General features: G+C 70.6%; 25 protein-coding genes. 12 read left to right on the top strand and 13 right to left on the bottom strand.

The window, feature by feature from the left end:
• Positions 1-28: 28 nt before the first annotated feature.
• The 3 genes from ABFJ78_RS19480 to ABFJ78_RS19470 are packed head-to-tail and all read right to left on the bottom strand — an operon-like array spanning position 29 to position 2,102.
• Positions 29-412: a RidA family protein gene (locus ABFJ78_RS19480; protein ID WP_086864195.1), complete on the bottom strand. Its 384-nt coding sequence runs from the start codon at positions 410-412 to the stop codon at positions 29-31.
• Positions 412-1,170 (bottom strand): IclR family transcriptional regulator, encoded by a 759-nt coding sequence (locus tag ABFJ78_RS19475; protein WP_436387750.1) that lies wholly within the window; start codon positions 1,168-1,170, stop codon positions 412-414. Before ABFJ78_RS19475 ends, ABFJ78_RS19480 begins: the two co-directional genes overlap by 1 nt.
• Positions 1,167-2,102 (bottom strand): sugar kinase, encoded by a 936-nt coding sequence (locus ABFJ78_RS19470; protein WP_436387806.1) that lies wholly within the window; start codon positions 2,100-2,102, stop codon positions 1,167-1,169. Before ABFJ78_RS19470 ends, ABFJ78_RS19475 begins: the two co-directional genes overlap by 4 nt.
• 151 nt (positions 2,103-2,253) lie before the next feature.
• Between ABFJ78_RS19470 and ABFJ78_RS19465 the strand changes: the two genes are divergently transcribed.
• From ABFJ78_RS19465 to ABFJ78_RS19430, 8 genes are read left to right on the top strand one after another with little or no spacing between them, the layout of a single operon-like run.
• The gene (locus ABFJ78_RS19465; protein ID WP_436387749.1) at positions 2,254-3,552 is read left to right on the top strand and encodes an amino acid deaminase; all 1,299 of its coding nucleotides are present in this window, start codon (positions 2,254-2,256) and stop codon (positions 3,550-3,552) included.
• The gene (locus ABFJ78_RS19460; RefSeq protein WP_436387748.1) at positions 3,552-5,147 is read left to right on the top strand and encodes an N-acyl-D-amino-acid deacylase family protein; all 1,596 of its coding nucleotides are present in this window, start codon (positions 3,552-3,554) and stop codon (positions 5,145-5,147) included. The genes ABFJ78_RS19465 and ABFJ78_RS19460 overlap by 1 nt, the downstream gene beginning before the upstream one ends.
• On the top strand, positions 5,144-6,532 hold the full coding sequence (locus tag ABFJ78_RS19455; RefSeq protein ID WP_436387747.1) for a GntP family permease: 1,389 nt from the start codon (positions 5,144-5,146) through the stop codon (positions 6,530-6,532). Before ABFJ78_RS19460 ends, ABFJ78_RS19455 begins: the two co-directional genes overlap by 4 nt.
• Before the next feature lie 43 nt (positions 6,533-6,575).
• On the top strand, positions 6,576-7,709 hold the full coding sequence (locus ABFJ78_RS19450; protein ID WP_436387746.1) for a lactonase family protein: 1,134 nt from the start codon (positions 6,576-6,578) through the stop codon (positions 7,707-7,709).
• 28 nt (positions 7,710-7,737) lie between these two features.
• Complete coding sequence (locus tag ABFJ78_RS19445) at positions 7,738-9,021, top strand: extracellular solute-binding protein (RefSeq protein WP_436387745.1); 1,284 nt, start codon at positions 7,738-7,740, stop codon at positions 9,019-9,021.
• Positions 9,021-9,968 (top strand): carbohydrate ABC transporter permease, encoded by a 948-nt coding sequence (locus ABFJ78_RS19440; RefSeq protein ID WP_436387744.1) that lies wholly within the window; start codon positions 9,021-9,023, stop codon positions 9,966-9,968. The genes ABFJ78_RS19445 and ABFJ78_RS19440 overlap by 1 nt, the downstream gene beginning before the upstream one ends.
• Complete coding sequence (locus tag ABFJ78_RS19435) at positions 9,959-10,807, top strand: carbohydrate ABC transporter permease (RefSeq protein WP_436387743.1); 849 nt, start codon at positions 9,959-9,961, stop codon at positions 10,805-10,807. The genes ABFJ78_RS19440 and ABFJ78_RS19435 overlap by 10 nt, the downstream gene beginning before the upstream one ends.
• A 1-nt stretch (position 10,808) precedes the next feature.
• A complete protein-coding gene (locus ABFJ78_RS19430) occupies positions 10,809-12,179 on the top strand; it encodes a beta-N-acetylhexosaminidase (RefSeq protein WP_436387742.1) in 1,371 nt (456 codons plus the stop codon).
• Positions 12,180-12,218: 39 nt separating this feature from the next.
• On the opposite strand, the gene ABFJ78_RS19425 is transcribed toward ABFJ78_RS19430, so the two are convergent.
• Both ABFJ78_RS19425 and ABFJ78_RS19420 read right to left on the bottom strand, forming a co-directional pair.
• The gene (locus ABFJ78_RS19425; protein WP_436387741.1) at positions 12,219-12,464 is read right to left on the bottom strand and encodes a hypothetical protein; all 246 of its coding nucleotides are present in this window, start codon (positions 12,462-12,464) and stop codon (positions 12,219-12,221) included.
• A 16-nt stretch (positions 12,465-12,480) separates the two neighbouring features.
• A complete protein-coding gene (locus ABFJ78_RS19420) occupies positions 12,481-14,229 on the bottom strand; it encodes a M64 family metallopeptidase (protein WP_436387740.1) in 1,749 nt (582 codons plus the stop codon).
• Positions 14,230-14,292: 63 nt separating this feature from the next.
• Between ABFJ78_RS19420 and ABFJ78_RS19415 the strand changes: the two genes are divergently transcribed.
• Positions 14,293-14,955, top strand: a complete 663-nt coding sequence (locus ABFJ78_RS19415; protein ID WP_436387739.1) for a hypothetical protein — start codon at positions 14,293-14,295, stop codon at positions 14,953-14,955.
• Between the two features lie 4 nt (positions 14,956-14,959).
• On the opposite strand, the gene ABFJ78_RS19410 is transcribed toward ABFJ78_RS19415, so the two are convergent.
• Together ABFJ78_RS19410 and ABFJ78_RS19405 are read right to left on the bottom strand one after the other, a co-directional pair.
• Positions 14,960-15,628 carry a response regulator gene (locus ABFJ78_RS19410; RefSeq protein WP_372667159.1) on the bottom strand — a complete coding sequence of 223 codons (669 nt, stop codon included), beginning with the start codon at positions 15,626-15,628 and terminating at the stop codon, positions 14,960-14,962.
• Positions 15,625-17,199 (bottom strand): sensor histidine kinase, encoded by a 1,575-nt coding sequence (locus tag ABFJ78_RS19405; RefSeq protein WP_436387738.1) that lies wholly within the window; start codon positions 17,197-17,199, stop codon positions 15,625-15,627. The genes ABFJ78_RS19410 and ABFJ78_RS19405 overlap by 4 nt, the downstream gene beginning before the upstream one ends.
• A 146-nt stretch (positions 17,200-17,345) precedes the next feature.
• Between ABFJ78_RS19405 and ABFJ78_RS19400 the strand changes: the two genes are divergently transcribed.
• Positions 17,346-18,692, top strand: coding sequence for a cation:dicarboxylate symporter family transporter (locus tag ABFJ78_RS19400; protein WP_436387737.1), 1,347 nt, complete (start codon positions 17,346-17,348; stop codon positions 18,690-18,692).
• 99 nt (positions 18,693-18,791) lie between these two features.
• Here ABFJ78_RS19400 and ABFJ78_RS19395 read toward each other — a convergent pair whose 3' ends face one another.
• Positions 18,792-19,187 carry a winged helix-turn-helix transcriptional regulator gene (locus ABFJ78_RS19395; protein WP_436387736.1) on the bottom strand — a complete coding sequence of 132 codons (396 nt, stop codon included), beginning with the start codon at positions 19,185-19,187 and terminating at the stop codon, positions 18,792-18,794.
• A 106-nt stretch (positions 19,188-19,293) separates the two neighbouring features.
• Here ABFJ78_RS19395 and ABFJ78_RS19390 point away from each other — a divergent pair, with 106 nt between their 5' ends.
• A complete protein-coding gene (locus ABFJ78_RS19390) occupies positions 19,294-20,769 on the top strand; it encodes an MFS transporter (protein WP_436387735.1) in 1,476 nt (491 codons plus the stop codon).
• Here ABFJ78_RS19390 and ABFJ78_RS19385 read toward each other — a convergent pair.
• The 4 genes from ABFJ78_RS19385 to ABFJ78_RS19370 all read right to left on the bottom strand — a co-directional run bounded on the left by ABFJ78_RS19385 (position 20,757) and on the right by ABFJ78_RS19370 (position 23,112).
• Positions 20,757-21,200 (bottom strand): SRPBCC family protein, encoded by a 444-nt coding sequence (locus tag ABFJ78_RS19385; protein WP_436387734.1) that lies wholly within the window; start codon positions 21,198-21,200, stop codon positions 20,757-20,759. The genes ABFJ78_RS19390 and ABFJ78_RS19385 overlap by 13 nt on opposite strands.
• A 1-nt stretch (position 21,201) precedes the next feature.
• Entirely contained in the window at positions 21,202-21,924 is a 723-nt protein-coding gene (locus ABFJ78_RS19380) for an anti-sigma factor family protein (RefSeq protein WP_436387733.1), read from the bottom strand.
• On the bottom strand, positions 21,921-22,472 hold the full coding sequence (locus tag ABFJ78_RS19375; RefSeq protein ID WP_026469270.1) for a sigma-70 family RNA polymerase sigma factor: 552 nt from the start codon (positions 22,470-22,472) through the stop codon (positions 21,921-21,923). The genes ABFJ78_RS19380 and ABFJ78_RS19375 overlap by 4 nt, the downstream gene beginning before the upstream one ends.
• 145 nt (positions 22,473-22,617) lie before the next feature.
• The gene (locus ABFJ78_RS19370; protein ID WP_436387732.1) at positions 22,618-23,112 is read right to left on the bottom strand and encodes a COG4315 family predicted lipoprotein; all 495 of its coding nucleotides are present in this window, start codon (positions 23,110-23,112) and stop codon (positions 22,618-22,620) included.
• A 224-nt stretch (positions 23,113-23,336) separates the two neighbouring features.
• On the opposite strand from ABFJ78_RS19370, the gene ABFJ78_RS19365 reads away from it, so the two are divergent.
• Positions 23,337-23,879, top strand: a complete 543-nt coding sequence (locus tag ABFJ78_RS19365) for a fibronectin type III domain-containing protein (RefSeq protein ID WP_436387731.1) — start codon at positions 23,337-23,339, stop codon at positions 23,877-23,879.
• Between the two features lie 3 nt (positions 23,880-23,882).
• On the opposite strand, the gene uvrA is transcribed toward ABFJ78_RS19365, so the two are convergent.
• Positions 23,883-26,744, bottom strand: a complete 2,862-nt coding sequence (uvrA, locus tag ABFJ78_RS19360; protein ID WP_436387730.1) for an excinuclease ABC subunit UvrA — start codon at positions 26,742-26,744, stop codon at positions 23,883-23,885.
• Between the last annotated feature and the right edge of the window lie 59 nt (positions 26,745-26,803).

The following is a 26,803-nucleotide window of genomic DNA, read 5'->3' as shown; positions in this document are numbered from 1 at the left end:
GGGCCGGGAAGCCGGCCCCGGGAAAGCCTCAGTCCAGCACGCAGAGCACGTCGATCTCGACGAGGAGCTCGCCCGGCAGGCCGACGTACACCGTCGTGCGGGCGGCGTGCGGCGCGTCGCCGATCAGCTCGTTGTAGACCTCGTTGAACGGCGCGAAGTGCGCGGTGTCGGTCAGGTACACCCGGACCATGATCGCGTCGGCCAGGCTCGAGCCCGCCTCGGCCAGCACGGCCTCGATGTTCTTGAACGTCTGCCGCGTCTGGCCGACGACGTCGTCGCCGACGATCGCGCCCGTGGCCGGGTCGAACGCGACCTGGCCGGCGACCTGCAGCAGGTTCCCCTTGCGGACGGCCTGCGAGAACTTCGCCGGCGGCTTCGGCGCGTTCTCGGTGGAAACTGCCGTCTTGCTCATCAGTGCCCCTTTCCGTTCTCCGTCCATCCACTGTGGACGGAAGCTTCCGTGGTCGCGGCCCGCAGGTCCGGCACCAGCGCGAGCAGGCCTTCGTAGTCGAGCAGCACCTTCGGCACCGACATCGACGCGGCGGCCAGCACTTCGCCGTCCGCCCCGCGGACCGGCGCCGCGATGCAGTGGATGAAGTCCTCGTGCTCGGCGTTGTCGACGGCGTACCCGAGCCGCGCGACGCGGTCCAGCTCCGCCAGGAAGTCCGAGGGCGTGGTGATCGTGTTCGGCGTCAGCACCGGGTACTCGATCGACCGCGCGATCTCCTCCCGCTTCGCGGCAGGCATCGCCGCGACGAGCACCTTCCCCACCGCCGTGCAGTGCAGCGGCGCCCGCTTGCCGACGCGCGAGTACATCCGCACCGAGTGCCGGCCCTCGTACTTGTCGATGTAGACGACCTCGCCGTCGTCGTAGCTGGCCAGGTGCACGGTGTGACCGGTGCGCGCGTTGAGCGCGGCCAGCGCGGGCTGCGCGCTGCGCCGGACGTCGATCGAGTCGAGCGCCTGGTTGGCCAGGTCGAACATCGCGCTGCCCAGCCGGTAGTAGCGGGCGCCCTCGCGGCGGACGAAGTGGTGCTGCTCGAGGGTGCGCAGCAGCCGCAGCACGGTCGACTTGTGCACGCCGATCTCCTCGGCGAGGTCGTCGAGGGTGCGCGCGTCCTTCGCGATCGAGTTCAGCAGCGTCAACGCGCGATCCAGGCTCTGACTCACGTCCGCACCAGCCCCTCTCCGGTCAGCCGGACCGAACTCCACTCGTCCGGACCCGCCTGGAGCAGGCTATCCACCACCGGGCGCGGCAGGGGCACCCCGACGTCGTCGTGGGTGAGCAGGGTTACGGCGGCCTGCAGGTGGCCTTGGCGCAGCCGGGCCAGCGGCTCGGCGCCGCGCAGGGTGGCGGCGAGGAAGCCCGCCGCGAACGCGTCCCCGGCCCCGACCGGCTCGACGACGTCGACGGAGAGCGCGGGCGCGAACAGCGGCTCACCCTCGACGAGCGTCGCCCCGCGTTCGCCGTGCTTGACGACCAGCGTGCGCGGCCGCGGCAGCAGGGCCCGCAGCTCGGCCGGATCGCCGGTTCCCCAGACGTGCTGGGCCTCGTCGTCGCCGGTCAGGACGATGTCGGCCTGGCCGGCCAGTTCGGCGAGCAGGCGCGGGTCGCGGCCCGTCCACAGCGCGGGGCGCAGGTTGACGTCGAACGAGATCAGCCGGTCGCCGCGGGGCATTTCCAAAAGGGCCCGGACGAGCGCGAGGCAGCTTTCGGACAACGCCGGGGTGATCCCGGACAGGTGCAGCACGCGGACGCCGTCGAGGTCGAGCCGGTCCAGCAGCGAAGGGTCCATCGCCGACGCCGCCGAGCCGGCCCGGTAGTACCGCACCGGGCTGCCGCCGGCGCCGCTTTCCTTGACGTAGAGCCCGGTCGGGCGCGTCGGGTCGACGACGCAGGCGCTGACGTCGACGCCGTGGGAAGCGACCTCCCGCAGCATCGCCCGGCCGAACGGGTCGTCCCCGACCGCGCTCACCCAGCCGCTGCGCACCCCCAGCGTCGGCAGGTTGCAGGCCACGTTCGACTCGGCGCCGCCGATCGTGCGCAGCCACCGCTTCACCTCGTCCGGCGGGCCGGGCTCGGCGGGCACGAACAGCGCCATCGACTCGCCGATACACAGCACCTCGGGCCCGCTCGTCACTGTCCGTCTCCCTGCCCTTCACCCCGTTGACCTGTGGCGACCCGGATGCTACACCTATGGCACTCAAAATGCGCAACAGTCGTTGCAACATACGCAACAGAGGTCGCCGCCGATGAACGCCTGCACCATGAACACCGCCGCGCTCGACGCCCTCCGCCAGGAGCGGGTCGACTGGCGCTTCCGCTCGGCCGCCCCCGCCCTGACCGGGCTCACCCTGGCCGAAGCCGCGGACCGCCGGCTCAACCTCTTCGCCGACGGGTTCTTCGCGCCCTTCGTCGTCCTCGACGAAGAAGCGCTCGAACACAACCTGCGGACGATGGCCGCCTGGTGCGCCGACCGCGGCGTCGTGCTCGCCCCGCACGGCAAGACCACCATGGCCCCGCAGCTGTTCGCCCGCCAGATCGAGCACGGCGCCTGGGGCGTGACCTGCGCGAACGCCGGTCACCTCCGGATCTACCGCGCGTTCGGCGTCTCGCGGATCCTGCTGGCGAACCAGTTCCTGGACCCGGCCGGCCTGCGCTGGCTGGCCGCCGAGCTGGCGGCCGACCCGGCGTTCGAGTTCGTCTGCTGGGTCGACTCGGTCCGCGGCGTCGAGCTGATGACCGAGGCCCTCGAAGGCAGCGACCGCCCGGTGGACGTCCTGCTCGAACTCGGCGCCGACGGCGGCCGCACGGGCGTCCGCGACACCGCGACCGCGTGGGCCGTCGCCGAAGCCGTGGACGCCAGCCCGGTCCTGCGGCTACGGGGCACCGGCGGGTACGAAGGCGCGCTCTCCCACGACACCGACGAAGCCGCGCTCGCCAAGATCAGCTCCTATGTGGACGGTCTGCGCGACCTCGCGATCGCGTTCGCGGACAAGGGACTGCTCGACGGGCAGGTCATCGTCACCGCCGGCGGCAGCGCGTACTTCGACCAGGTCGCGAACGAGCTGACCAAGCCGTGGCCGGCCGGCCTCGACGTGCTGCCGGTGCTGCGCAGCGGCGCGTACGTCACCCACGACGACGGCTTCTACCGCGAGATCTCCCCGCTCGGCGACCACCCGCGCATCGACGGCGTCGAGTCGTTCCGGCCCGCCCTGCGCGCCTGGGCGCAGGTGACGTCGAAGCCGTCGGACACCCTCGCGCTGCTGACGATCGGCAAGCGCGACGCGTCCTTCGACGAGGGCATGCCCGAGCCGCAGCTGCGGCGCACGCCGAACGGTCCCGCCGAGCCCCTCGAAGGGCACGTCGTAGCGAAGATGAACGACCAGCACGCGTTCCTCACGCTGCCCGCCGGCTCGCCGATCGAGGTGGGCGACTGGGTCGGGCTCGGCCTGTCGCATCCGTGCACGGTGTTCGACAAGTGGCCGCTGCTGCCGGTGACCGCCGCCGACGGCGAAACCGTCGTCGACCTCGTGCGGACGTGGTTCTGATGGACGTCGTCGTCAAGAACGCGCTGGTCGCCGATGGCACCGGCGAGCCCCTGGCCCGGCACGACGTCGGCCTCACCGGCGGGAAGATCGCGGAGGTCGCCGACGCGGGCTCGCTGATCGGCGGCCGGACGATCGACGCCGACGGCCTGGTGCTCGCGCCCGGGTTCATCGACATGCATTCGCACTCCGACCTGCAGTTGCTGGCCAACCCGGACCACCCGGCCAAGATCACCCAGGGCGTCACGACCGAGGTGCTCGGGCAGGACGGGCTCTCGTACGCGCCGGTCGACGACGTCGTCCTCGACGCGCTGCGGCAACAGCTGGCCGGCTGGAACGACGACCCGCCGGGGTTCGACTGGAACTGGCGCTCGGTCGGTGAGTACCTCGACCGCCTCGACCGGGGTGTCGCGGTGAACGCGGCGTACCTGGTGCCGCAGGGGACGGTCCGGATGCTCGCCGTCGGCTGGGACGACCGTCCGGCCACCGACGCCGAGCTGACGCGGATGAAGGAACTCGTCGCCACCGGGTTGGCCGAAGGCGCGATGGGGATGTCGTCCGGCCTGACCTACACGCCGGGGATGTACGCGGAGACGAGCGAACTGGTCGAGCTCTGCCGCGTGGTCGGCGAAGGCGGCGGGTTCTACAGCCCGCACCACCGCAGCTACGGCAAGGGCGCGTTGGAAGCGTTCGCCGAGATGATCGACGTCAGCAGGCAGTCCGGCTGCCCGCTGCACCTCGCGCACGCCACGATGAACTTCTCGGTGAACAAGGGCAAAGCACCCGACCTGCTGAAGCTGCTGGACGACGCGCTCGACGAAGGCTGCGACGTCAGCCTCGACACCTACCCGTACCTGCCGGGCGCGACCTACCTCTCCGCGCTGCTGCCGAGCTGGGCCACCGAAGGCGGGCTCGACGCGACCCTGGCGCGACTGTCCGATGTGGACGAACGCGAGCGGATCCGCGCCGAGATCGAAGAGTCCGGTTCGGACGGTGCGCACGGCGTCCCGATCGACTGGGACGCCATCGAAATCAACGGTGTCCGGAACGAGCACAACGCCCACCTCGTCGGGCACAGCGTCGCCGCGTCCGCGCGCACGCAGGGAACCGAGCCGGCGAAACTGTACTTCGACACGCTCCTCGACGAGAAGCTCGGGACGTCCTGCCTGATGCACGTCGGGCACGAAGAGAACGTGCAGGCCATCATGCGGCACCGCACGCACACCGGCGGCAGCGACGGCCTCCTCGTCGGCGCCCGGCCGCACCCGCGCGCGTGGGGCACGTTCCCCCGCTATCTCGCCCGGTACGTCCGCGAACTGGGCGTGCTCGACCTCGCCGAGTGCGTCGCCCACCTGACCGGGCGGGCCGCGCGCCGGCTGCGGCTGACCGACCGCGGGCTGGTCCGCGCCGGCTACGCCGCCGACCTGGTGCTGTTCGACCCCGAAACGGTCACCGACACCGCCACGTTCGACGATCCCCGGCAGCCCGCCGCGGGCATCACCCACGTCTTCGTCAACGGCGTCGCCGCCCTCGACGACGGAACCCCCACCGGCGCCCTCGCCGGCCACTCCCTGCGCAACCCCCGGAGAGCTCGATGATCCACTGGCTGCAACACACCACGGGCGGGCTGCTGACGCTCGCCGCCGTCTCGATCGCCGTCCTGCTGGTGCTGATCATCAAGCTGAAGCTGGAGCCGTTCATCGCGCTGATCGTGGTCGGCCTGCTGACGGCGCTGGCCGCGGGCCTGCCCGTCGGGACGATCGTCGGCTCCGCCCAGAAGGCGTCGGATTCCTTGCTGGAGAAGGGGTTCGGCAGCATCCTCGGGCACATCACGGCGATCATCGGGCTGGGCACGATCCTCGGGTCGATCCTGGAACGCTCGGGTGGCGCGAAGGTGCTCACCGGCGCGCTGCTGCGGTCGTTCGGCGAGAAGCGGGCGCCGCTGGCGATGGGCGTCGCCGGGTTCGTCTTCGGCATCCCGGTGTTCTTCGACATCGGCATCTTCGTGCTGGCGCCGCTCGTCTACGTCGCCGCGAAGCAAGGCGGCAAGTCGCTGGTGCTGTACGCGATGCCGCTGCTGGCCGGCCTGTCGATCACGCACGCCTTCCTGCCGCCGCACCCCGGTCCGGTGGCCGCGGCCGGGCTGCTGCACGTCGAGCTCGGCTGGATCATCCTGATGGGCCTGGCCTGCGGTATCCCCGCGTTCCTCATCGGCGGCGTGCTCTACTCGACGTGGATCGGCAAGCGGATCGTCGTCGACGTGCCCGAGGACATGGTCTTCGCCGAGGAAGAGGGCGAGAAGGAGGAGAACCCGCCGTCGCTGGGCCTGGTCGCCGCGATCATCGCGGTGCCGCTGGTGCTGATCCTGGCCGGCACGTTCGGCAGCATCTGGCTGCCGAAGGGCTCCGCCCTCGCCGGGGTCGCCGCGTTCGTCGGCACGCCCGCGGTCGCCCTGACCGTCGCCGTGCTGCTCGCGTCCTGGCTGCTCGGGCTGCGGCGCGGGTTCACCGGCAAGGACCTCAACGAGCTGGCCGCGAAGTCGCTGCGGCCGGTCGCGATGATCCTGCTGGTCGTCGGCGCGGGCGCGTTCTTCGGCGCGGTGCTGTCGGCCACCGGGATCGGCAAGGCCGTGGCCGATTCGCTGCACGACGCCGGGCTGCCGGTGCTGCTCGCGGCGTACGTGATCAGCTGCGGCATGCGCATCGCGCAGGGCTCGGCCACCGTCGCCATCGTGACCACGAGCGGGATCGTCGCGCCGACCGTGGCACAGCTCGGGTATTCGCAGATCCAGCTGGCGCTGCTCGTCATGGCGATCTCGGCCGGGTCGATCATCGCTTCGCACGTCAACGACGGTGGGTTCTGGATCGTTTCGCGGTACTTCAACCTGACGGTGCCGCAGACGCTGAAGTCCTGGACGGCGCTGGAAACCGTGCTTTCCCTTTCCGGTTTCGGGGCTTCGGCATTGCTCATGGCCGTGGTCTAGACCATACTGGGGTGAGCCGCCGACCCGAACCCGTTGGGAGACAATGACGATGACCGGACTTTCCCGTCGCACGTTCCTCGGCGCCGCCGCGGGCGCGAGTGCCGCCACCGTTCTCGGCGCGCAGCTCGCGTCCGCGGCCACCACCTCGAAGGGCTGCATCGCCGGAGGGACCGTGTACCTCGGCAGCTACACCAGCGGGGCGAACGGCCACGGCCTCGACGTCACGACCCGGTCGGGCGCGACGCTGAACCCCGTGCGCACGGTGCCCGGCAGCACCGACACGTCGTGGTTCGACCGCGGCGCCGACGGCAAGACCCTGTACGTCACCAACGAAGGCGACCCGAACGGGTATGTCTCGGCGTTGAACATCGCCGACGCGACGAATCCGAAGCTGCTCAACAAGGTTTCCTCGAAGGGCGGCGCGCCGACGCACCTGAGCGTGCACGCGAGCCAGAAGTACGTGCTGGCCGCGAACTACAGCTCGGGCAGCGTCGTCGTGCTGCCGATCTTGGCCGGGGGCAAGCTCGGCGCGGCCACGGACCTCGTGACGCACCAGGCCGACTCCGGGCAGGCCCACGCCCACCAGGTCGTCAACGACCCGACCGGCCGCTGGGTGCTGTCGGTCGACCTCGGCGCCGACTCGGTGTACGTCTACTCGCTCGACGTCGCCACCGGGAAGCTTTCGCTGCACCAGCAGCTGAAGCTGTCGGCCGGTGCCGGGCCGCGCCACCTCGCGTTCGACAGGACCGGGACGTTCGCCTACATCCTGCAGGAGCTGCGGCCGGAGGTGACGGTCGCGAGCTGGGACGCGGCCACCGGCACGCTGAAGGCGCTTTCCGTCGTCCCGGCCGTGCCGCCGGGCAGCACCGGCGACCTGTACCCCGGCGAAATCATCCTGTCCAAGGACGGGAAGTTCGCCTACGCCACGGTTCGCGGCCCCAACACCCTCGCGACGTTCGCCGTGAACGGCGCTTCGCTGAAGCTGGTGTCCACCGTGTCCAGTGGCGGCAACTGGCCGCGGCACGTGGCCCTCGACCCCGGCGAAAACTGGTTCTACGTCTCGAACCAGCGGTCCGGCACCGTCACCTGGCTGCCCCGCGACCCGGCCACCGGCCTGCCCGGCGCGGTCGCCGGCTCGCTCGCCGTCGGCAGTGTCAACTCGGTTTATTTCGCCTGAGCCGTTCAGGCCGCACTGGAGGATCGTCATGAGACTGCGCCGCACCCTGCCCGTCGTCGCCGGGCTGGCCCTGCTCGCCGGCTGCGCGCCCACCCAGTCCGCGCCCGCCGGCTCCGGCGGGGACGACAAGACCGGCACCGTCCGCGTATGGCTGTTCGACGAGGCCAACCGCGCGCCGAAGGAGGCCGCGGTCAAGGACGCCATCACCGAGTTCAAGGCCGCGCACTCCGGCGTCGAGGTCGACGTCCAGTGGGTGCCGGTCGAAGGCCGCGCCGACAAGTTCTCCGGCGCCTTCAACGACCCGGCCAACGCGCCGGACGTCGCGGAGTTCGGCAACACCGACGTCTCCAGCTACGCCGCCACCGGCGCGCTGGCCGACCTGACCGGCGACCTCGCGTCGTGGAGCGAGGGCAAGGACCTCATCCCGACCGTGCTCGACACGGCGAAGTCCGGCGGCAAGACCTACGGTCTCCCTTGGTACACCGGCATCCGCGCGCTGTACTACCGCACGGACGTCTTCACCGAGCTCGGCCTCAAGCCGCCGACGACGCTGACCGAACTGACCGACACCGCCCGTCGCATCCGCGCCGCCAAGCCGGACCTCTACGGCATCTCCGTCGGCGGCAAGTACACCTACGCGATGCTGCCGTTCCTGTGGGCCAACGGCGGCGAGCTCGCGCAGGACAACGGCGGCAAGTGGAAGTCGGCCGTGACCGAGGACAAGGCCAAGGCCGGCGTGACGCAGTACGCGAGCCTCCTCAAGGACGACATCTGCCCGCCCGCGCAGTGCGCGAACCTGACCGGCACGCAGAGCGTCACGGCGTTCGCCGGCGGCAAGGCCGGGATGACCATCGGCGGCGACTTCAACCGCAAGGCCGTCGAGCAGGGCGCGGTCAAGGGCAAGTACGCCGTCGTCCCGATCCCCGGCACGACCGCGGGCAGCATCGCCCCCGCGTTCGCCGGCGGCAACCTCCTGGGCGTGTTCAACGCGAGCAAGCACCGCAGCCTGGCGCTGGAGTTCGTCGAGCTGCTCGGCGGCGCGAAGTACCAGGAGAAGATGTACACGGCGATGGGGAACCTGCCGACGCTCGGCAGCGTGCAGCAGAAGCTCGCGGCGAACGACCCGTTCCTCAAGCCGTTCGTCGACACGCTCAAGGCGGGCACGAAGTTCGTCCCGGCGACGCCGGCGTGGTCGAAGATCGACAGCCAGAACGTGCTGCCGACCGCCGTCCAGCAGATCGCGACCGGTGGCAAGGACCCGGCGGCGGCCCTGACCGACGCGGCCGCGGCGATGGACAAGGCCTTCGGGTAGTGGTGACCGTCCAGGAAGCCCCTTCCGTCACGGCGCCCGCGCGGCGGCCGCGGCGGAAGGGGGACGGCCGGGCCGCCGCGCTCTACCTCGCCCCGGCGGGCGTCCTGCTCGCGGCGATGCTGGCCTACCCGATCTACCAGCTGGTCCTGATCTCGTTCTACGACTACGGCCAGCCGCAGGCCGCGGGCAACGCGCCGCTGGTGTTCCTCGGTTTCGCGAACTACACCGACCTGCTGTCCCAGGTGCAGTTCTGGACCGTGCTCGGCAAGACGGTCGGGTTCGCCGCGGCGTGCGTCGTCGGCTCGCTCGTCGTCGGCACCGGGCTCGCGGTGCTGGCTTCGCGGGTGCGCTCGCTGCCCCGGACGCTGCTGTTCCTGGCCGCGCTGGGCGCGTGGTCGACGCCGGCGATCGCGGGCTCCTACGTCTGGCTGTTCCTCTTCGACACCGACTTCGGCCTGGTCAACGAGGTGCTGTCGGGGCTCGGGCTGCCGTTCGAGCACCACTCGTGGACCTTCGGCACGCTCGGCGCGTTCGGGCTCGTCGCCGCCGAGGTGATCTGGTGCTCGTTCCCGTTCGTGCTGGTCACGATGTACGCCGGGATCAAGGGCGTCCCGGACGAGGTCCTGGAGGCCGCGTCGCTCGATGGCGCGTCGGTGTGGCGCACGACCTGGTCGATCGTGCTGCCGATGGTGCGGCCGCTGCTGGTGATCGCGACCGTCCAGTCGATCATCTGGGACTTCAAGGTGTTCACCCAGATCTACGTGATGACCAACGGCGGCGGCGTCGCCGGCCGCAACCTGGTCCTGAACGTCTATGCGTACCAACAGGCTTTCGCCGGGCAGGAGTACGGCCTCGGCTCGGCGATCGGAGTCGTCATGACGCTGTTGCTGCTCTCGATCACCGGGCTGTACGTCCGGTCGCAACGCCGGAGCGCGGCATGGCTGTGAAACGCCCCGGGCGGTTGATCGCCGAGGTCGTCACCGTCGTGATCGCCGGGATCGTCGCCTTCCCGCTGTACTGGATGCTGCTCTCGGCGTTCAAGCCGGCGGGCGAAATCCAGTCGGCGAACCCGAAGCCGTGGACGTTCTCGCCATCGCTCGACAGCTTCGAGCGCGTGCTCACGGTGTCCGGCTTCGGGCGGTTCTTCGTGAACAGCCTGGTGGTGGCGCTGGTCGTGGTCGTGCTTTCGCTGTTGCTGTCGTTCTTGTCGGCGGTCGCGCTCACGCGGTTCTCGTTCAAGGGCCGGACCGTGCTGCTGGTGATGATCCTGGTGGCGCAGATGGTTCCGGTGGAGGCGCTGACGATCCCGTTGTTCTTCCTGATGCGCTCCCTCGGCGGCGCGGTGCCGGCGCTGGGCCTCAACGAGCTTGGCTCGCTGGTGCTGGTGCACCTCGCGTTCAGCCTGCCGTTCGCGATCTGGATGCTGCGCGGGTTCGTCGCCGCGGTGCCGGTGGAACTCGAAGAAGCGGCGAAGCTCGACGGCGCGTCACGGATGCGGTTCACCTGGCAGATCCTGTTCCCGCTGGTGGCCCCCGGGCTCGTGGCCGTGAGCGTGCTCGCGTTCATCCACGCCTGGAACGACTTCCTCTTCGCCAAGACGTTCATCATCTCCAAGACCGAGAACCAGACGCTGCCGCAGGCGATCCTGGTGTTCTTCAAGCCGGAGGACACCGACTGGGGCGCGGTGATGGCGTCCTCGACGCTGATGACGATCCCGGTGCTCGTGTTCTTCGTCCTCGTGCAACGACGGCTGGTGTCCGGGATGGCCGGCGCCGTGAAGGGCTGACATGGCTTTCGACACCCTGCTCCCCCGCCCGGTTTCCGTCACACCCGCCGCGGGTTCCTGCCCGTGGCCGTCCCCTGTGGACGTTCGGGCCGCTTCGCTTCCGGCCGAGGGGTACCGGTTGGAGATCACTCCTTCGGGCGTGGTCTTGTCCTGCGCCGACCCGGCCGGGGAGTTCTACGGGCGGCAGACCCTGCGTCAGCTGGCGGGACCGTCGGCGTTCCGCGCGGCTTCCATCGGTGGTCCGTTGTCCGTGCCGTGCGGCGTGGTCGCGGACCACCCGCGGTTCGGCTGGCGCGGGTGCCTGCTCGACGTCGCCCGGCATTATCGGACCAAAGCCGAGGTGTTGCGGTTCATCGATTTGCTGGCGGCGCACAAGCTGAACGTGCTCAACCTGCACCTGACCGATGACCAGGGTTGGCGGTTCGAGGTTCCGGCGTATCCCCGGCTGACGTCCGTCGGCGGGTGGCGGCCGTCGTCGATGGTGGGCAGCGGGGGCGCGCAGGACGGTCGTCCGCACGGTGGCTTCTACACCGGAGACGATTTGCGAGAGATCGTCGCCTATGCGACGTCCCGAGCCGTCACGGTGGTTCCGGAGATCGACATCCCCGGACACGCTCGCGCCGCTTTGGCCGCCTATCCCGCTTTGGGGACTTCGCCTTCGTACGAGATCTGGACTTCCTGGGGTATCAGCACTTCACTGCTTTCTCCTGGCGATTCTACTTTGGACTTCTTCCGGACGGTGTTCGACCACCTGTTGGAGATCTTCCCGTCCCCGGTGATCGCGCTGGGCGGCGACGAGACCCCGGGCGCGACCGACGAGCACCGCGCGTTCGTCCGGCGGCTGGCCGAGCACCTGGTGGCACGCGGCCGGACGCCGATGGGCTGGGACGAGGTCCTCGACATCCCCGACCTGCCCCCGATGGTGATCGGCTCGTGGCAGAACGAGGAGGCGGGCGTGCGGGCGGCATCGGCCGGACATGACGTCGTGATGTGCCCGGAACAGCACGTGTACCTGGACCACCGCCAGTCTCCGGACCCGGACGAGCCGATCCCGGTCGGCTGGGTCCACACGCTGGAGGACGTGTACGGGTACGAGCCTGCGCTGACGGGGCCGCGGTTGCGCGGGGTGCAGGCGCAGGTGTGGAGCGAGCACTTGGACGACGTGCGGCGGGTGGATTACATGGCTTTCCCGCGGTTGTCGGCCTTCGCGGAGGTGGCTTGGAGCAGTGGTTCGCGGGACTACGCGGAGTTTCTGCCGCGGTTGCGGGACCACCACTTGCCGCGGCTGGATGCGCTCGGTGTGGAGTACCGGCCGCTCGAGGGGCCGCGTCCGTGGCAGACCCGGCCGGGTGTGCCGGGCCGGCCGCGCTGATCCCACCTCGAGCCGCCGAGCGAGAAGCTTCCGATCGGCTCAGAGCCGATGTTCCGGCAGCACCCAATCCGTGAGCAGATCGGCTACGTCGGCCACCCTGTCCTCGTCGTCGTCCCGTCCTTCGGCGCGCAGGAACCGCATCGTGTCGATGAGCTCTTTATACAGGTCCTCGCGTTTCACCCCGCGCTCGAGCTGCTCCACGAGGAGCGGCCTGATCTCGATGATGCTCTGCCCGGCTTCCACCGAAGCCAGCAGCCGGGCGCGGAACCCGCTGTCGTCCGTCACTCGGCTCGACCCCCTCCTACGGCAACAACGTCACCGTAACCGCCCGCGTCGGGCCCACGTTGCCCGCCGCGTCGATCGAGCGGTACTCGATCCGGTGGCGTCCGTACCCCGGCTTCCGCTCCGCGAACGGCGACACCGTCAACCCGCCGGACCCGAGGTTTCCGTACGCCAACCCGTCGATCTCCGTCCCACGGGGCGTGAACAGGTACGGCGCGTCCGGGTCCGTCGGCCAGCCGTAGTACTTGTGCCAGCCGTCGCCGTCCACGCGGAACTCCGGCATTCCGTCCGACGCCGTCAGCTTCATCGTGAACGACCCGTGGAACACCGTGCCCGGCGGTAGCGCGACCGTCGTCGTGGGGCCGTCCGCGTCCACCCTCCAGGTCAACGTGGTCCCGCCGGTCGTCGCCGTGAGCGTGTGCTGTCCGCGGGACTCCTGCAAGGCGAATTCGGCGCCGCCTCCGGCCGGCCTGCCGTCGAGGGTCCAGCGGACCGGCGGGATCGACCCCGTCGGCTCCCCCGTCTCGACGTAGACGACGTCGTGGCCGCCGACCGGCGCGGCGGTCGGGGTCGACGCGACGACCGCCGGACCGCCGGCGGGCGGCGTGACCACCGACGTGTCCACGGTCCACGTGCGGGTCGCCGTCGGCCGGACGGCCGGGTCGCGGACGAACGGCGTCGGGTCGGTCACCGTCGCCGTCAACGTGTGCTTCCCCGGCTTCACGTGGGCCTGCCGCAGATCGACAGCCTCCGACCCGCGCAACGGACGGCCGTCGAGGGTCCATCGAACGTCGAGCCGGTGGCTCACCGGGTGCATCGGACGCACCCACACGACGCGGTCGGCGCCGATCGTCCCCGCCGGGGTACCGCCGCTGATCAGCGGTACCTTCGCCGAAATCCGCTGCGTCATCCGTTCGCGGCCGACCTGGTCGAACGCGTAGCCGAGCGTCTTCATCATCGAGTGCGCACTGGGCCGCCAGACGCCGGTCTGGCTGTAGAGCCCGCCTTCGAACCGGCCGATCGTGCCGCCGGACTCACTCGGCTCACCCAGCCAGCGCCACCACTTCGCGTGCTGGTCCCGCAGCTGCCGTTCGGTCAGCACGGTGTGGTGGATCGAGTCCGGCTCGCCGCCCTCGTACGCGCCGCCCGGGACGTTGCGGGCGTAGTAGTCGTACTCGTCGTCGAGGCCGCCGAGCGAGTGGCCCAGCTCGTGCGGGGAGATCAGCGCGGACAGCGCGTTCCCGCCGGACGCCGTCGCGTACGACCCGCCCGCGCCGCCGTAGGTGGAACTGTTCCCCAGCGCCAGGATCTGGCGGTTCGCGCTGGTCGTGCCCGGGACGAGGTCGGCGTACCGCCGCGCGGCCGCGTCGTCGACGGTCAGCAGGCGCTGGACGCTCTGCGGGTTGCAGCCGCCCCAGAAACCCATGTCCAGCGGGGTGTCGCGCCGCGGTGCGTCGAGCGCGGGGTCACAGTCCACACCGGACTCGGGCGAGGCGATCGACACGGCGTAGACGTTGAAGTAGCTGCGGTAGGACTTGAACGGCTCGAGCGACCACAAGGTGCTGACGTGCCGTTGGACGTCGGCGAAGAACTTGGGCTGTTCGGCCGCGGTGTAGCCGTCCCCGAGGACGACGAGGTTGAACCGCTGCGCGGCCGGCCCGGTCACCTGGACGTCGGTGACGGAGGCGGCCGGTTCGGCGGCTTGCGCGGGGGTGGCGAGTCCGAGAGACAGGACGACGGCGGCGAAGAATCCGGCCCACTTCGACATGGTCCCGGTCTACCGCACCGGAAAAGCCGCCGGAACCGCCGGAAGTCGGGCTATCCTCGCGAAATGGGGAATCGAGGGGGCATCCTGGTCGCGGCCGGTGCGCTGGCCCTGCTGACCGCGTGTTCGACGCCGGCGCCCGCGCCGGTCGCGCAGACGACGGCGACGTCGACGCGTCCGGCGACGGACCGGCCGTCTTCGGAGGCGCCGGCGCTGGGGCCGGGGCCGGGCTCGCAGCCGCCGACGACACCGCAGCCACCGCCGCCGCACTCGCCGGACAAGGTCACGTCGGCGTGCCCGTTCCTGGGCGTGACCGAGACGAGTGCGGCGATGGGCGTCGTACTGGACACCTACGCGGTCGAAGAGGCACCGAGCTCGCAGCAGGGCGCCACGACCTACCACTGCGACTACGCCAGCCGGACCGGCGGCCGGCAGCTGTTCGACCTGTACATCACGGTCGTCAAGGGCACCGGGCAGGTCGCGGCGCTGGTCAAGGAGTGGACCAAGCCGTGCGTGGAGCCGGCGACGCCGATCCCGGGCGTGGACGGCACCACGCGCACCTGCAAGCTGAACGACAACGTGGCCGGCAACGGCCGCGGGTACGGTGACGTCATGCTGCTGGTCGTGAAGAAGTCGCACGGCCAGACGCGGCTGGCCGAACTCGACCTGCGCCCCTTCGCACCCGAGGTCTACGCGAAGATCGCCCGGCTCCTGAGCGACCGGCTATAAGTCGTTATACGCGAGTGAGCCGGTACCAGACTTCGGGCCGCCCGACCTGGCCGTAGTGCGGTTCCCGCTGCGCCATCCCGTTGTCCGCCAAGTACTCCAGGTACCGCCGAGCCGTCACGCGCGACGCGCCGATCGCCGACGCCGCCGCGCCCGCGGAAAGCCCTTCCGCCGCTCCCGACAGCGCGTCCGTGATCGCCTCCAGGGTCTGGACGCTCATCCCCTTCGGCAGCGGTGGCTGCTCCGTCGTGCGCAACGCGCCCAGTGCCCGGTCGATCTCCGCCTGGCCCGTCACCTCGCCCGACGCGTCGCGGAATTCCGCGTAGCGCTCCAGCTTTTCGCGCAGGCTCGCGAACGTGAACGGCTTCAGCAGGTACTGCACCACCCCCACCGACACCGCGGCCTTCACCAGCCCCAGGTCGCGCGCGGACGTCACCGCGATGACGTCGATCGGCAGCCCGGCCGCGCGCAGCGATCGGCACACCGCCAGGCCGTGCGTGTCCGGCAGGTAGAAGTCCAGCAGCACCAAGTCGACCGGCTCGCGCTCGCAGAACCGCAGTGCCTCACCGCCGGAATGGACGACGCCCGCCACCGAAAAGCCCGGGAGCCGTTCGACGTAGACGCGGTGCGCCTCGGCGGCCACCGGCTCGTCCTCCACCACCAGCACCCGGATCACCGGTCCGCCTCCTGTCTGGGCAGCCGCACGGTGAACACCGCGCCGCCGTCGTGGCCGACGTCGATCGTGCCGCCGTAGCGGCGCACCGCCTGCCCGACCAGCGCCAGGCCGAGCCCGTGGCCGTCCTCGGCCTTCGTCGACCAGCCGCGGCGGAAGACGTCGGCGTCCTCCGGGACGCCCGGCCCGCTGTCGGCCACGCGCAGCAGCAGTCCGTCCTCGTCGGAGCGAGCCGTGACGACGACCTTGGGGTGCCCGCTGCCGCGCACGGCCGCGTCCAGGCCGTTGTCGATCAGGTTGCCGAGGATCGTCACCAGGTCCCGGGCCTCGATGCCGAGCGAGACGTCGTCGATCACCGTGTCCGGCGTGACCGTCAGCTCGACCCCGCGTTCGCTCGCCTCCGCCGCCTTTCCCAGCAGCAGAGCCGCGAGCACCGGCTCGGCGACGGCGCCGACGACGCGGTCGGTCAGCTCCTGGGCGAGCGCGAGCTCGGCGGTCGCGAACTCGACGGCCTGCTCGGGTTTGCCGATCTCCACGAGGGAAACGACCGTGTGCAACCGGTTCGCGGCCTCGTGCGCCTGCGACCGCAGCGCCTCCGCGAGACCGCGGGCGGTGGTCAGCTCCCCGGTCAGCGTCTGCAGTTCCGTGTGGTCGCGCAGGACGACGACGGTGCCCTGCGACCGGCCGCCCGAACGAACCGCGGTCGTGCTGACCAGCAGCACGCGGGCGTCGGTCAGGTGCAGTTCCTCGGCCCGGTTCTCCGACGACGTGAACGCGCGCGCCAGCTCGTCCGGCAGGCCCAGCGACGCCAGTTCGCGCCCGACCGGGTCGGTGTCGAGGCCGAGGAGGGCGCGCGCGCCGTCGTTGCACAAGCCGATCCGCCCGTCCCGGCCGACCAGCAGCACCCCCTCGCGGACCGAGTGCAGCACGGCTTCGTGGTACTCGAAGAGGTTGCTCAGCTCGTCCGGCGCGAACCCGCGGGTCTGGCGGCGCAGCCGGGCGCTGATCAGCCAGCCGCCCAGCGCGCCGACCACGAGCACCGCCCCGGCGACGCCGAACAGCGGCCACAGCCTCATCCGCAGTTCGGCCGAGATCGCCGCGACGGTGATCCCGACGGCGACCAGCGCGACGACGCGGCGGTCCGTGCCCAACACGGGAACGACCGTGCGCACCGACGGGCCGAGCGAGCCGGTGTAGGTCTCGGTGTAGGGCTGCCCCTGCTGCGCCTGCGTGATCGTCCCGATGTAGTGCTGCCCGATCAACGCCGGGTTCGGGTGCGTGTAGCGGATCCCGGCCGGGCTCATGATCGTGATGAAGTCGACGCCGGTGTCGGCCTGCACGCGCACCGCGTACGGCTGCAGCGTGGCGCTCGGGTTCGGCGTCGCCACCGCGCTCACGACGGTCGGGGCGTCCGCCACCGCCGAAGCCACCGCGCGGACCTGGTCGCGCGCGTTCTCGTTCACCGCACGGGACGCGTCGAGGTAGGCGAACGTGATCCCGGCGCCGGCGAGCACGCAGAGCACCGCCAGCTGCAGCACGAGCAGCTGACGGGCGAGGCTCCAGCGGGACCGCATCGTCGGGGGCACCTCCTCATACCAGCACACGCGCTCCGGTGTCCGAAGGGGACGATGCGCGAACTCAATGAACACAAGTGAGCCGGATCACCCGTGGGCGCCTACAGTGTGCCGCAACCTGGAACACCCCTGAGCTGGAGGCAACGGTGCCGACCCCACCGACCACCGACGAGACCCCGCGGAAGCGCGACAAGACCCACTACCTGTACCTGGCCGTGATCGTCGCGGTCTTGCTCGGGATCCTGGTGGGCTTCCTCTTCCCCGGCTTCGCCAAGGGCCTCAAGCCCCTGGGCGACGGCTTCGTCAACCTGATCAAGATGATGATCTCCCCGATCATCTTCTGCACCATCGTCATCGGCGTCGGCTCGGTCGCGAAAGCGGCCAAGGTCGGCAAGGTCGGGGTGATGGCGCTGGTGTACTTCATCGTCATGTCGACGTTCGCGCTCGCGATCGGTCTCGTCGTCGGCAACATCCTGCACCCGGGCACCGGGCTGCACCTGAACCCGGCCGACGTGAAGAGCGTCCAGAAGTCCGCCACCGGCTCCGAGGGACCGGTCGACTTCCTGCTCCACATCATCCCGAAGACGTTCGTGTCCGCCTTCACCGAAGGCCAGGTCCTGCAGACGCTGCTGGTCGCCCTGCTCGTCGGGTTCGCGCTGCAGAAGCTGGGCCCGAAGGGCGCGCCGATCCTGCGCGGCGTCGAGCACATCCAGCGGCTGGTCTTCCGCGTCCTGGCGATGATCATGTGGGCCGCCCCGATCGGCGCGTTCGGCGCCATCGCCGCGGTGGTCGGCGCGACCGGCTGGGCGGCGCTGAAGAGCCTCGCGGTCATCATGATCGGGTTCTACGTGACCTGCCTGGTGTTCGTGTTCGTCATCCTCGGGCTGGTGCTGTGGCTCGGCGCCCGCGTGAACATCTGGCACCTGCTGCGCTACCTCGGCCGCGAGTTCCTGCTGATCCTCTCGACGTCGTCGTCGGAGTCGGCGCTGCCGCGGCTGATCGCGAAGATGGAGCACCTGGGCGTCGACAAGTCGGTCGTCGGCATCACGGTGCCCACCGGCTACTCGTTCAACCTGGACGGCACCGCGATCTACCTGACGATGGCGACGCTGTTCATCGCCGCCGCGCAGGACGAGCCGCTGTCGATCGGCGCGCAGATCGGCCTGCTGGTCTTCATGATCATCGCGTCGAAGGGCGCGGCGGGCGTCAGCGGCTCGGGCATCGCGACCCTGGCCAGCGGGCTGCAGTCGCACCGCCCCGAACTGGTCAACGGCGTCGGCTTCATCCTCGGCATCGACCGGTTCATGTCGGAAGCCCGCGCGCTGACGAACTTCGCCGGCAACGCCGTCGCGACCGTCCTCATCGGAAACTGGACGAAGGAGTTCGACCGCGAACAGGCGCAACGCGTGTTCGCCGGCCAGGCGCCCTTCGACGAAGCCACGATGGTCGACGAGGGCCGGCAACCGGACCCCGGCGACGACGCGGCGAAGTAGCGCCCCAGACGTTCGTGCTCACTGCCCCCGCTGAGCACGAGCCACGACGGGCCGCTGTGCGAGTTCCCCGACTTCGCGCAGCGGCCCGTTTCCATGGTTTCAGCCGGCGGCGTCGTAGGCGACGCGCGCCGCGGCGATGTCGTCGCGGTGCTGCTCGGCCCACCCGAGCAGGCCGTTCAGCGACTGGTACAGCTCCTTGGCCATCGCCGTGGCCTCGTACTCCACCCGCGGCGGGACCGTCGGGTAGATCGTGCGCTTCAACAGCCCGTCCCGTTCGAGGTTGCGCAGCGTCAGGGTCAGCATCCGGCGGCTGATCCCGTTGACCGCGCGTTCCAGCTCGGTGAACCGCACCGGGCCGCGGATGGCCTCCAGCAGGATGCCGATCGCCCACTTGCCGCTGATCCGGTTGATGACCTCGAGCACCGTGCAGACGTCGAGTTTTTCCGGGTCGATCTCCGTGACCTGGACGGGTACACCGATGTTCCCCTGGGACATGGAAGTGCCTCCTTACGCGCGCACCCATGGTCACACATGATGGGCACTGTTACAAGAAGTGCCCTGGCAACGACCAGGGGGAACGCTCGACTGGAGGGGCCTTCACATGGCCGAGAACCACCCCACCCGCTCCCGCGGCCTCGCGCTGGCGGTGCTGTGCGCCGCGTCGCTGATGGTCGTGCTCGACAGCAGCATCGTCGCGGTGGCACTGCCCGCGATCCAGGCCGACCTCGGGTTCACGCCCGCCGGCCTCGCCTGGGTCGTCACGGCGTACCTGGTCGCCTTCGGCGGCCTGCTGCTGATCTCGGGCAGGCTGGGCGACCTGCTCGGCCGCCGCCGCGTCTTCCTCGGCGGGCTCGGCCTGTTCACCTTCGCCTCCCTGGTCGCCGGGCTCTCGGCGGACGCCGGGGTGCTCGTCGTGTCCCGGTTCGTCCAGGGCGTCGGCGGCGCGCTCGCGTCGGCCGTCGTGCTCGGCATGATCGTCACGATGTACCCCGAGCCGCGGGGCCGGGCCCGCGCGATCGGCGTCTACAGCTTCACGCAGGCCGCGGGCGCGTCGATCGGCCTCATCGCGGGCGGCGCGCTGACGCAGGCGCTGAACTGGCACTGGACGTTCTACGTCAACCTGCCGATCGGCGTGGTGGCGCTGGTGCTGGCGGTCCGGGTCGTCTCGCCGGACCGCGGCACCGGTCTCCGGGCGGGCCTGGACGTCCTCGGCGCGGTGCTGGTCACCGCGGCCGTGATGCTGGGCGTGTACGCGGTTTCGTCGGCGGTGTGGGCGGCGCTGGCCGCGGCCGTCGGGTTGCTGGCGGCGTTCGTGGTCCGGCAGGCGAAGGCGCGCACGCCGCTGCTGCCGCTGCGGCTGTTCCGGATCCGCGCGGTCACCGGCGCGAACCTGGTGATGGTGCTGATGGTCGCCGGGATGCTGGGCTTCCAGTTCGTGACGGCGTTGTACCTGCAGCAGGTGCTGGGCCTCGACGCGCTGCGCACCGGCGTCGCGTTCCTGCCGGTGCCGGTGGTGATCGCGGTGGCGTCGCTGGGCTTCGCGGACAAGCTGTCGGCGCGGTTCGGGCCACGGACGGTGCTGCTGTCCGGCCTCGGCCTGGTGATCGTGGGCCTGCTGCTGCTGACGCAGGTCGGCGATGACTACTTCACCGGCGTGCTGCCGCCGTTGCTGGTGATGGGCCTCGGCGCGGGCGCGGCGATCCCGGCGCTGATGGGACTGGCGATGTCGGACGTCCCCGCCGAGGACGCCGGGGTGGCGTCGGGGCTGATCAACACGACCCAGCAGGTGGGGGCGGCGATCGGCACGGCGGTGCTGGCTTCGGTGGCCGCGTCCCGCACGGCGAGCCTGTCCGGGGTGGACCACCGCGAAGCCCTGGCGGCCGGGTTCCGGCTGGCCTACGGGGTGAGCGCGGGCTTCCTGATCGTGGCGGTGGCCCTGGGCGGGCTGGTGCTGGCCCGGCGCAAGCGCCCCAATGCGGCCTTCGGTGCGTCCGACGCACCCAAGGCGGCCTTCGGTGCGTCAGACGCAACCAAGGCCGCATTGGGGCGCTTGGAGCCGGAGTGTCAGGCCAGGTAAGCCGCAAGGCCGCGGTGGCCCCGCCGCATCATCAGCGCGTGGTTCGCGCGGAAGAGCGGCCGGGCCACCGCGTCGAGCCGCCGCAGCAGCTCCTTGCGAGCCTGGACGTCCTGGGTGATCTGCAGGAGCGTGCCCGCGCCCGCCGCGCGGACCACTCCCGCCAGCACCCCGTCCAGGTCGCCGCTCAACCGGACCCGCAGCACCCCCGCTCGCTCGTCCTGGTGGTCCCGGTGCATCCGGACGACCAGGCGGAACGGGAGCCGTGACCGGCAGATCAGCTCGGCGGTGTCGTCGTCCACGCGGCGCACCGCGCGTACGTCCGACCACCACCGCGGGTAACCGGCGAGGTCGGTGACCGCGCCGAAGACCCGCTCGGGCGCGGTACCGGGCAGCAGCCACGTGCTGCTGAACCGGTAGCGCGCGCCCGTCACGTCACACCTGGGCCGAGACCAGCTTCCGGCCGTCCACCGTGACGATGTCGACCGACTTCACGTCGTCAGGCGCCACCAAAGCGGAGCCGTCGAGCGAGAAGCCCGAGCTCTCCCACTTCTCGGACACCTTCCAGCTGCCGGCGGTGACCGCCTGGCCTTCCTTCGTGACGACCTGAAGGAGGCACTGTTCCCCGGCCTTGACGCCCTTCACGGCGACGTTGACCCGGACCCAGCCTTGGAAGGGGCTCACCGAGGCGGCCAGTTGCACCCCGGTCGTCGGATCCCGGCCTTCGACGCTCTTCGTGCCGGGGACGTCGGTCGGTGGCGCGGGGATCGCGAGTGGCTCGCTTCCCCCACCCGTCTGCCGCCCCACGAGGATCCCGCCGCCGAGCGCGGCCACCACGAGCACCGCCGCCGCGACCAGGGCCAGGCCCCGGCGTGACGTCGAGCGGCCCGAGCGGGCCGGCGCCGCCTGTTCTTCCTCGCGCACCCGGCGAAGGGTCTTCTGCAGCAGCAGATCCCCGCCTTCGGGCGGCCCGTCGAGGAACGCCTCGGGCGGTACCTCGTCGAGCGACTCGCGCAACGCCACGAGCTCGTTCAGGTCGAACCGGCACTGCGCGCAGGTCTGCAGGTGCCGCCGCTCGAAGTCGGCCGCCTCGTTCGCGTCGAGCGCGCCGAGGGCGTACGCGCCGAGCTGCGTGTGACTCTCGTCGACCGAGTTCATCGCGCCACCTCCGTTCCGCTCGAAATCATCGCTGCCCTCAGTGCTCTCAGTGCGTAGTAAGACCTTGATTTCACGGTACCGGGTGCGACGCCCAGTGTTCTCGCCGCTTCGGCCACCGTCCGTCCCCGGTAGTAGATCTCCACCAGGACCTCTCGGTGCTCGTTCGAAAGGCCGTCCATCGCGCCGAGCACCGTCATCGAGTCGACCACGCCCTGGGCGTGATCGCGCTCGACGGCCGGCGTCGGCACGCCTTCGGCCGGTTCGGCCACCTCCTGTGGCCGCGCCGCCCGGGCGCGGGCCCGGTCGGTGACCAGGTTGCGCGCGACGGTCAGCAACCAGCCGCGCACCGAGCCCTTCCCGTCGTTCTGCAAGTCGTCCGCGTGCTTCCACGCTCGGACCAGCGTCTCCTGGACCACGTCCTCGGCCGCCGCCCGATCACCGGTCAGCCTCGTCGCGTAGGCCAGCAGGCTCCGCCCGTGTTCGGCGTACAGCTGCCGAATCAAGTCCTCGCCCTTGGCCTTCTTAGGCCGCCTGCCTCCTATGGCCACCCTCGTCCTCCCGACGGTGTTCTGAGTCGGCGAGGACAGTACTGCAACCCGCAGCGCCACCGGCGGTGCGTGCGTCGAGCGCAGCGCGACCATGGTGTTCATCGGCTGCCCGTCCTTCCTCGTTCTGCCCGGAATCCGTCGTGGGTCAGGACCCGGAGGCCCTGGCCGTGGTGATCTTGCTGCCGTCGGGGGCGATCGCGAACCAGGTGCCGTTGACCCCCTGGCCGTTCGCGTCGCCCAGTGCCTTGTCGCCCGAGAACTGGTACAGCGGCCAGCCGTTGAGCGTGAGCTGCCGGCTGCCGTCCTTGCGGGTCACCGTGCCGACCTGGGTCTCCTGGATGCCCTTGAGCATCGGGGTCGCCACGCCGGCGAGCGCCGGCGGCCAGGCCGTCGCGCATTCGCCGTCGCAGTTGGACGTCGGCGGTTGCGAAAGGTCCTTGTCGAACCGGTAGAGCGTCTTGCCGTCGGCGTCGGTGACCACCGCGCCGAGCCCGGTGACCGAGCCGGCGGACAGCATCTTGTGGCCCGGCTGCCCGTGTTCCGGCCCCTGCGCCCCGGAGGCCATCTCGCTGCAGGCCGACAACGTGGCGACGGCGGCGAGCGCGAGGGCGCTGACGACGACCGGCCGGATACGGTTCATGACGTTTCTCTCCTCGGTGAGGGCGGCACCGCCGTCCGGCGGACCTCGACACCTGGGAACACGGACGGTCGCGGAAAACGGTTCAGCGGGGTTTCGCACGCCTTCGGTGCCGGTTCGCCGCCGGATTGGTGGGTGCCGGTGATCGGCACGATCTTGTCGCCGGGCGGGCGGGTTCCTAAGCTGATCGCGTTCGCCCCGCCGCCCCGCTCGTCCCGGGAGCCGCCGTGTCCGCGAAACCCCTCGTCCTGGTGGCCCTGCTGGCCGCGGGCTGTTCGGCGGCCACGCCGCCGCCTTCGTTCACCGCTTCGCTGACGTCACCGACCGATGTGGTGTTGACGTGGCCGGACGACGGCGAAGGCCACCGGGTCGAGTACGCGAACGACCCGGCGGGGCCGTGGACGACGCTGCGGTTCCTGCCCGCCCACACGACGAGCTACCACCACCCGGACCTGATCCCGGAGACGCCGTTCTACTACCGGGAGCAGCCGTTCACCGGCCCGGTCTCGACGGAGCTGCACGCGGCGACGGCCGGCGACACGGTGACCTTCACGTGGACCGACCGCACGAGCGACGAAGCCGGGTTCCTGCTGGAGATCCGGCGCCCGGGCGCGCCGGACTTCGACCCGGTCGAGGTGACCGACCCCGACGCGACGACGTGCGCGCTGTCGCTCCTGCCCGGCGAGGAGCACTCCGAGTTCCGCCTCCGGGCGCTGCACTACGGCCCGCTCTCCCCGGTGGTCCACCAGACCACCGGGAAGGAGCGGTAGCCGTCACTCCCCCGTGAGCACCGTCCGCAGGAACTCGCCGGTGTAGCTGCCCTCGACCTCGGCGACGTACTCCGGCGTGCCCTCGGCGATCACCGTGCCGCCACCCGAGCCGCCTTCGGGGCCCATGTCGATGATCCAGTCGGACGTCTTGATCACGTCGAGGTTGTGCTCGATCACGATCACCGTGTTGCCCTTGTCGACCAGGCCGTTGATCACGCCGATCAGCTTGCTGATGTCTTCGAAGTGCAGACCGGTCGTCGGCTCGTCGAGGATGTACACCGTCTTGCCGGTCGAGCGCTTCTGCAGCTCGCTGGCCAGCTTGACGCGCTGGGCCTCACCGCCGGACAACGTCGGCGCGGGCTGGCCGAGCCGGACGTAGCCGAGGCCGACGTCCACCAGCGTCTGCAGGTGGCGGTGGATGGCCTTGATCGGCTCGAAGAACTCCGCGGCCTCCTCGATGGGCATGTCGAGCACGTCCGAGACGGTCTTGCCCTTGTAGTGCACCTCGAGGGTTTCCCGGTTGTACCGCGCGCCCTTGCAGACCTCGCAGGGGACGTAGACGTCCGGCAGGAAGTTCATCTCGATCTTGATCGTGCCGTCGCCGGCGCACGCCTCGCAGCGGCCGCCCTTGACGTTGAACGAGAACCGGCCCTGCTGGTAGCCGCGGACCTTCGCCTCTGTGGTCGCGGCGAACAGCTTGCGGACGTGGTCCCAGACGCCGGTGTAGGTGGCCGGGTTGGACCGCGGGGTCCGCCCGATCGGCGACTGGTCGACGCGCACCAGCTTGTCGACGTTGCCGAGGCCGTTCACCCGGGTGTGGCGGCCCGGCACCTGGCGGGCGCCGTTGAGCTTGTTGGCCAGCACCGTCGCGAGGATGTCGTTGACCAGCGTCGACTTGCCCGAGCCCGAGACGCCGGTCACTGACACCAGGCAGCCGAGCGGGAACGAGACGTCCAGCCCGCGCAGGTTGTGCTCGCGCGCGCCGACGACGGTCAGCTGCCGCTTCTTGTCGATCGGCCGCCGGATCGCCGGGACGTCGATCTTCCGCCGGCCGGACAGGTACTGCCCGGTCAGGGAATCCTTGCTCTTCAGCAGCTTCTTGTACGGTCCACTGTGGACGATGTGACCGCCGTGCTCGCCCGCGCCCGGGCCGATGTCGACCACCCAGTCGCTGGAGCGGATGGTGTCCTCGTCGTGCTCGACGACGATCAGCGTGTTGCCGAGGTTCCGCAGCCGGGTCAGCGTCTCGATCAGGCGGTGGTTGTCGCGCTGGTGCAGGCCGATCGACGGCTCGTCGAGGACGTACAGCACGCCGACCAGGCCCGAGCCGATCTGCGTCGCGAGCCGGATCCGCTGCGCTTCACCACCCGAAAGAGTGGCGGACGCGCGGTCGAGCGAGAGGTACGTCAGGCCGACGTCGAGCAGGAAGCGCAGGCGGGCCTGGATCTCCTTGAGGACCGCGCCGGCGATCATCGCCTCGCGCTGCCCCAGCTCCAGCTCGTCGAGGAACTGCGACGCCTCCGCGATGGACAGCGCGCAGACCTCGGCGATGGACATGTCGCCGCGGGTCTTGTGCTGCAACGTCACCGCGAGGATCTCCGGCTTGAGCCGGGTGCCCTGGCAGGCCGGGCAGGGGACCTCGCGCATGTAGCCCTCGTACCGCTCGCGCATGTACTCGGACTCGGTCTGCTCCTGGCGCCGCTCGAGGAACGGGATGACGCCCTCGAAGGCCGCGTAGTACGAGCGCTGGCGGCCGTAGCGGTTCTTGTAGCGGACGTGGACCTGCTCGTCGACGCCGTGCAGGACGGCCTTCTGGGCGCGTGCCGGCAGCCGCCGCCACGGCGTGTCCATCCGGAAGCCGATGGTCTCCGACAGCGACTCGAGCAGGCGGATGAAGTAGTCCGCGCTCTGGCCGCCCGACCAGGGCGCGATGGCGCCCTCGGCCAGGGACAGCTCGTCGTCCGGCACCACCAGCTCCGGGTCGACCTCCTTGCGGATGCCGATGCCGGTGCACTCCGGGCAGGCGCCGTAGGGCGAGTTGAAGGAGAACGAGCGCGGCTCGAGGTCCTCGATCGCCAGCGGGTGGCCGTTCGGGCAGGCCAGGTTCTCGGAGAAGCCGCGGATGCGGTGCGGGTCGCCCTCGGGGAGGTCGACGAACTCCAGCTCGATCAGCCCGTCGGCCAGGCGCAGCGCCGTCTCGACCGAGTCGGTGAGCCGCTGGCGCGACGCGGCCTTCACGGTCAGCCGGTCGATGACCACGCCGATCTGGTGCTTTTCCTGCTTCTTCAGCTTCGGCGGGTCGGTGAGCGCGTGGACCGTGCCGTCGACGACCACGCGCGCGTAGCCCTGCTGCTGCAGGTTCTCGAACAGGTCGACGTACTCGCCCTTGCGCCCGCGCACCACCGGCGCGAGCACCTGGAACCGGGTGCCCTCCTCCATGGCGAGCACCTGGTCGACGATCTGCTGCGGGGTCTGCTTGCTGATCGCCTCGCCGCACTTGGGGCAGTGCGCTTTGCCGGCGCGGGCGTAGAGCAGGCGCAGGTAGTCGTAGACCTCGGTGATCGTGCCCACGGTGGAGCGCGGGTTGCGCGAGGTCGACTTCTGGTCGATCGACACCGCGGGCGAGAGGCCCTCGATGAAGTCGACGTCCGGCTTGTCCATCTGCCCGAGGAACTGCCGGGCGTACGCCGAGAGCGACTCGACGTAGCGCCGCTGCCCCTCGGCGAAGATGGTGTCGAAGGCGAGGCTCGACTTCCCGGACCCGGACAGGCCGGTGAACACGATCAGGCTGTCGCGGGGCAGGTCGAGATCCACGCCGCGGAGGTTGTGCTCGCGGGCACCGCGAACAACGAGGCGATCAGCCACGCCAGGGTCCTCTCAATGTCTTCTTCAGCTGCGGGCGCCGACCCGGTTTTCAGCTACAC

The sequence above is a fragment of the Amycolatopsis sp. MEPSY49 genome, assembly GCF_051337345.1.
Taxonomy (GTDB): domain Bacteria; phylum Actinomycetota; class Actinomycetes; order Mycobacteriales; family Pseudonocardiaceae; genus Amycolatopsis.
This window is presented reverse-complemented; position numbering and strand designations above follow the sequence as displayed.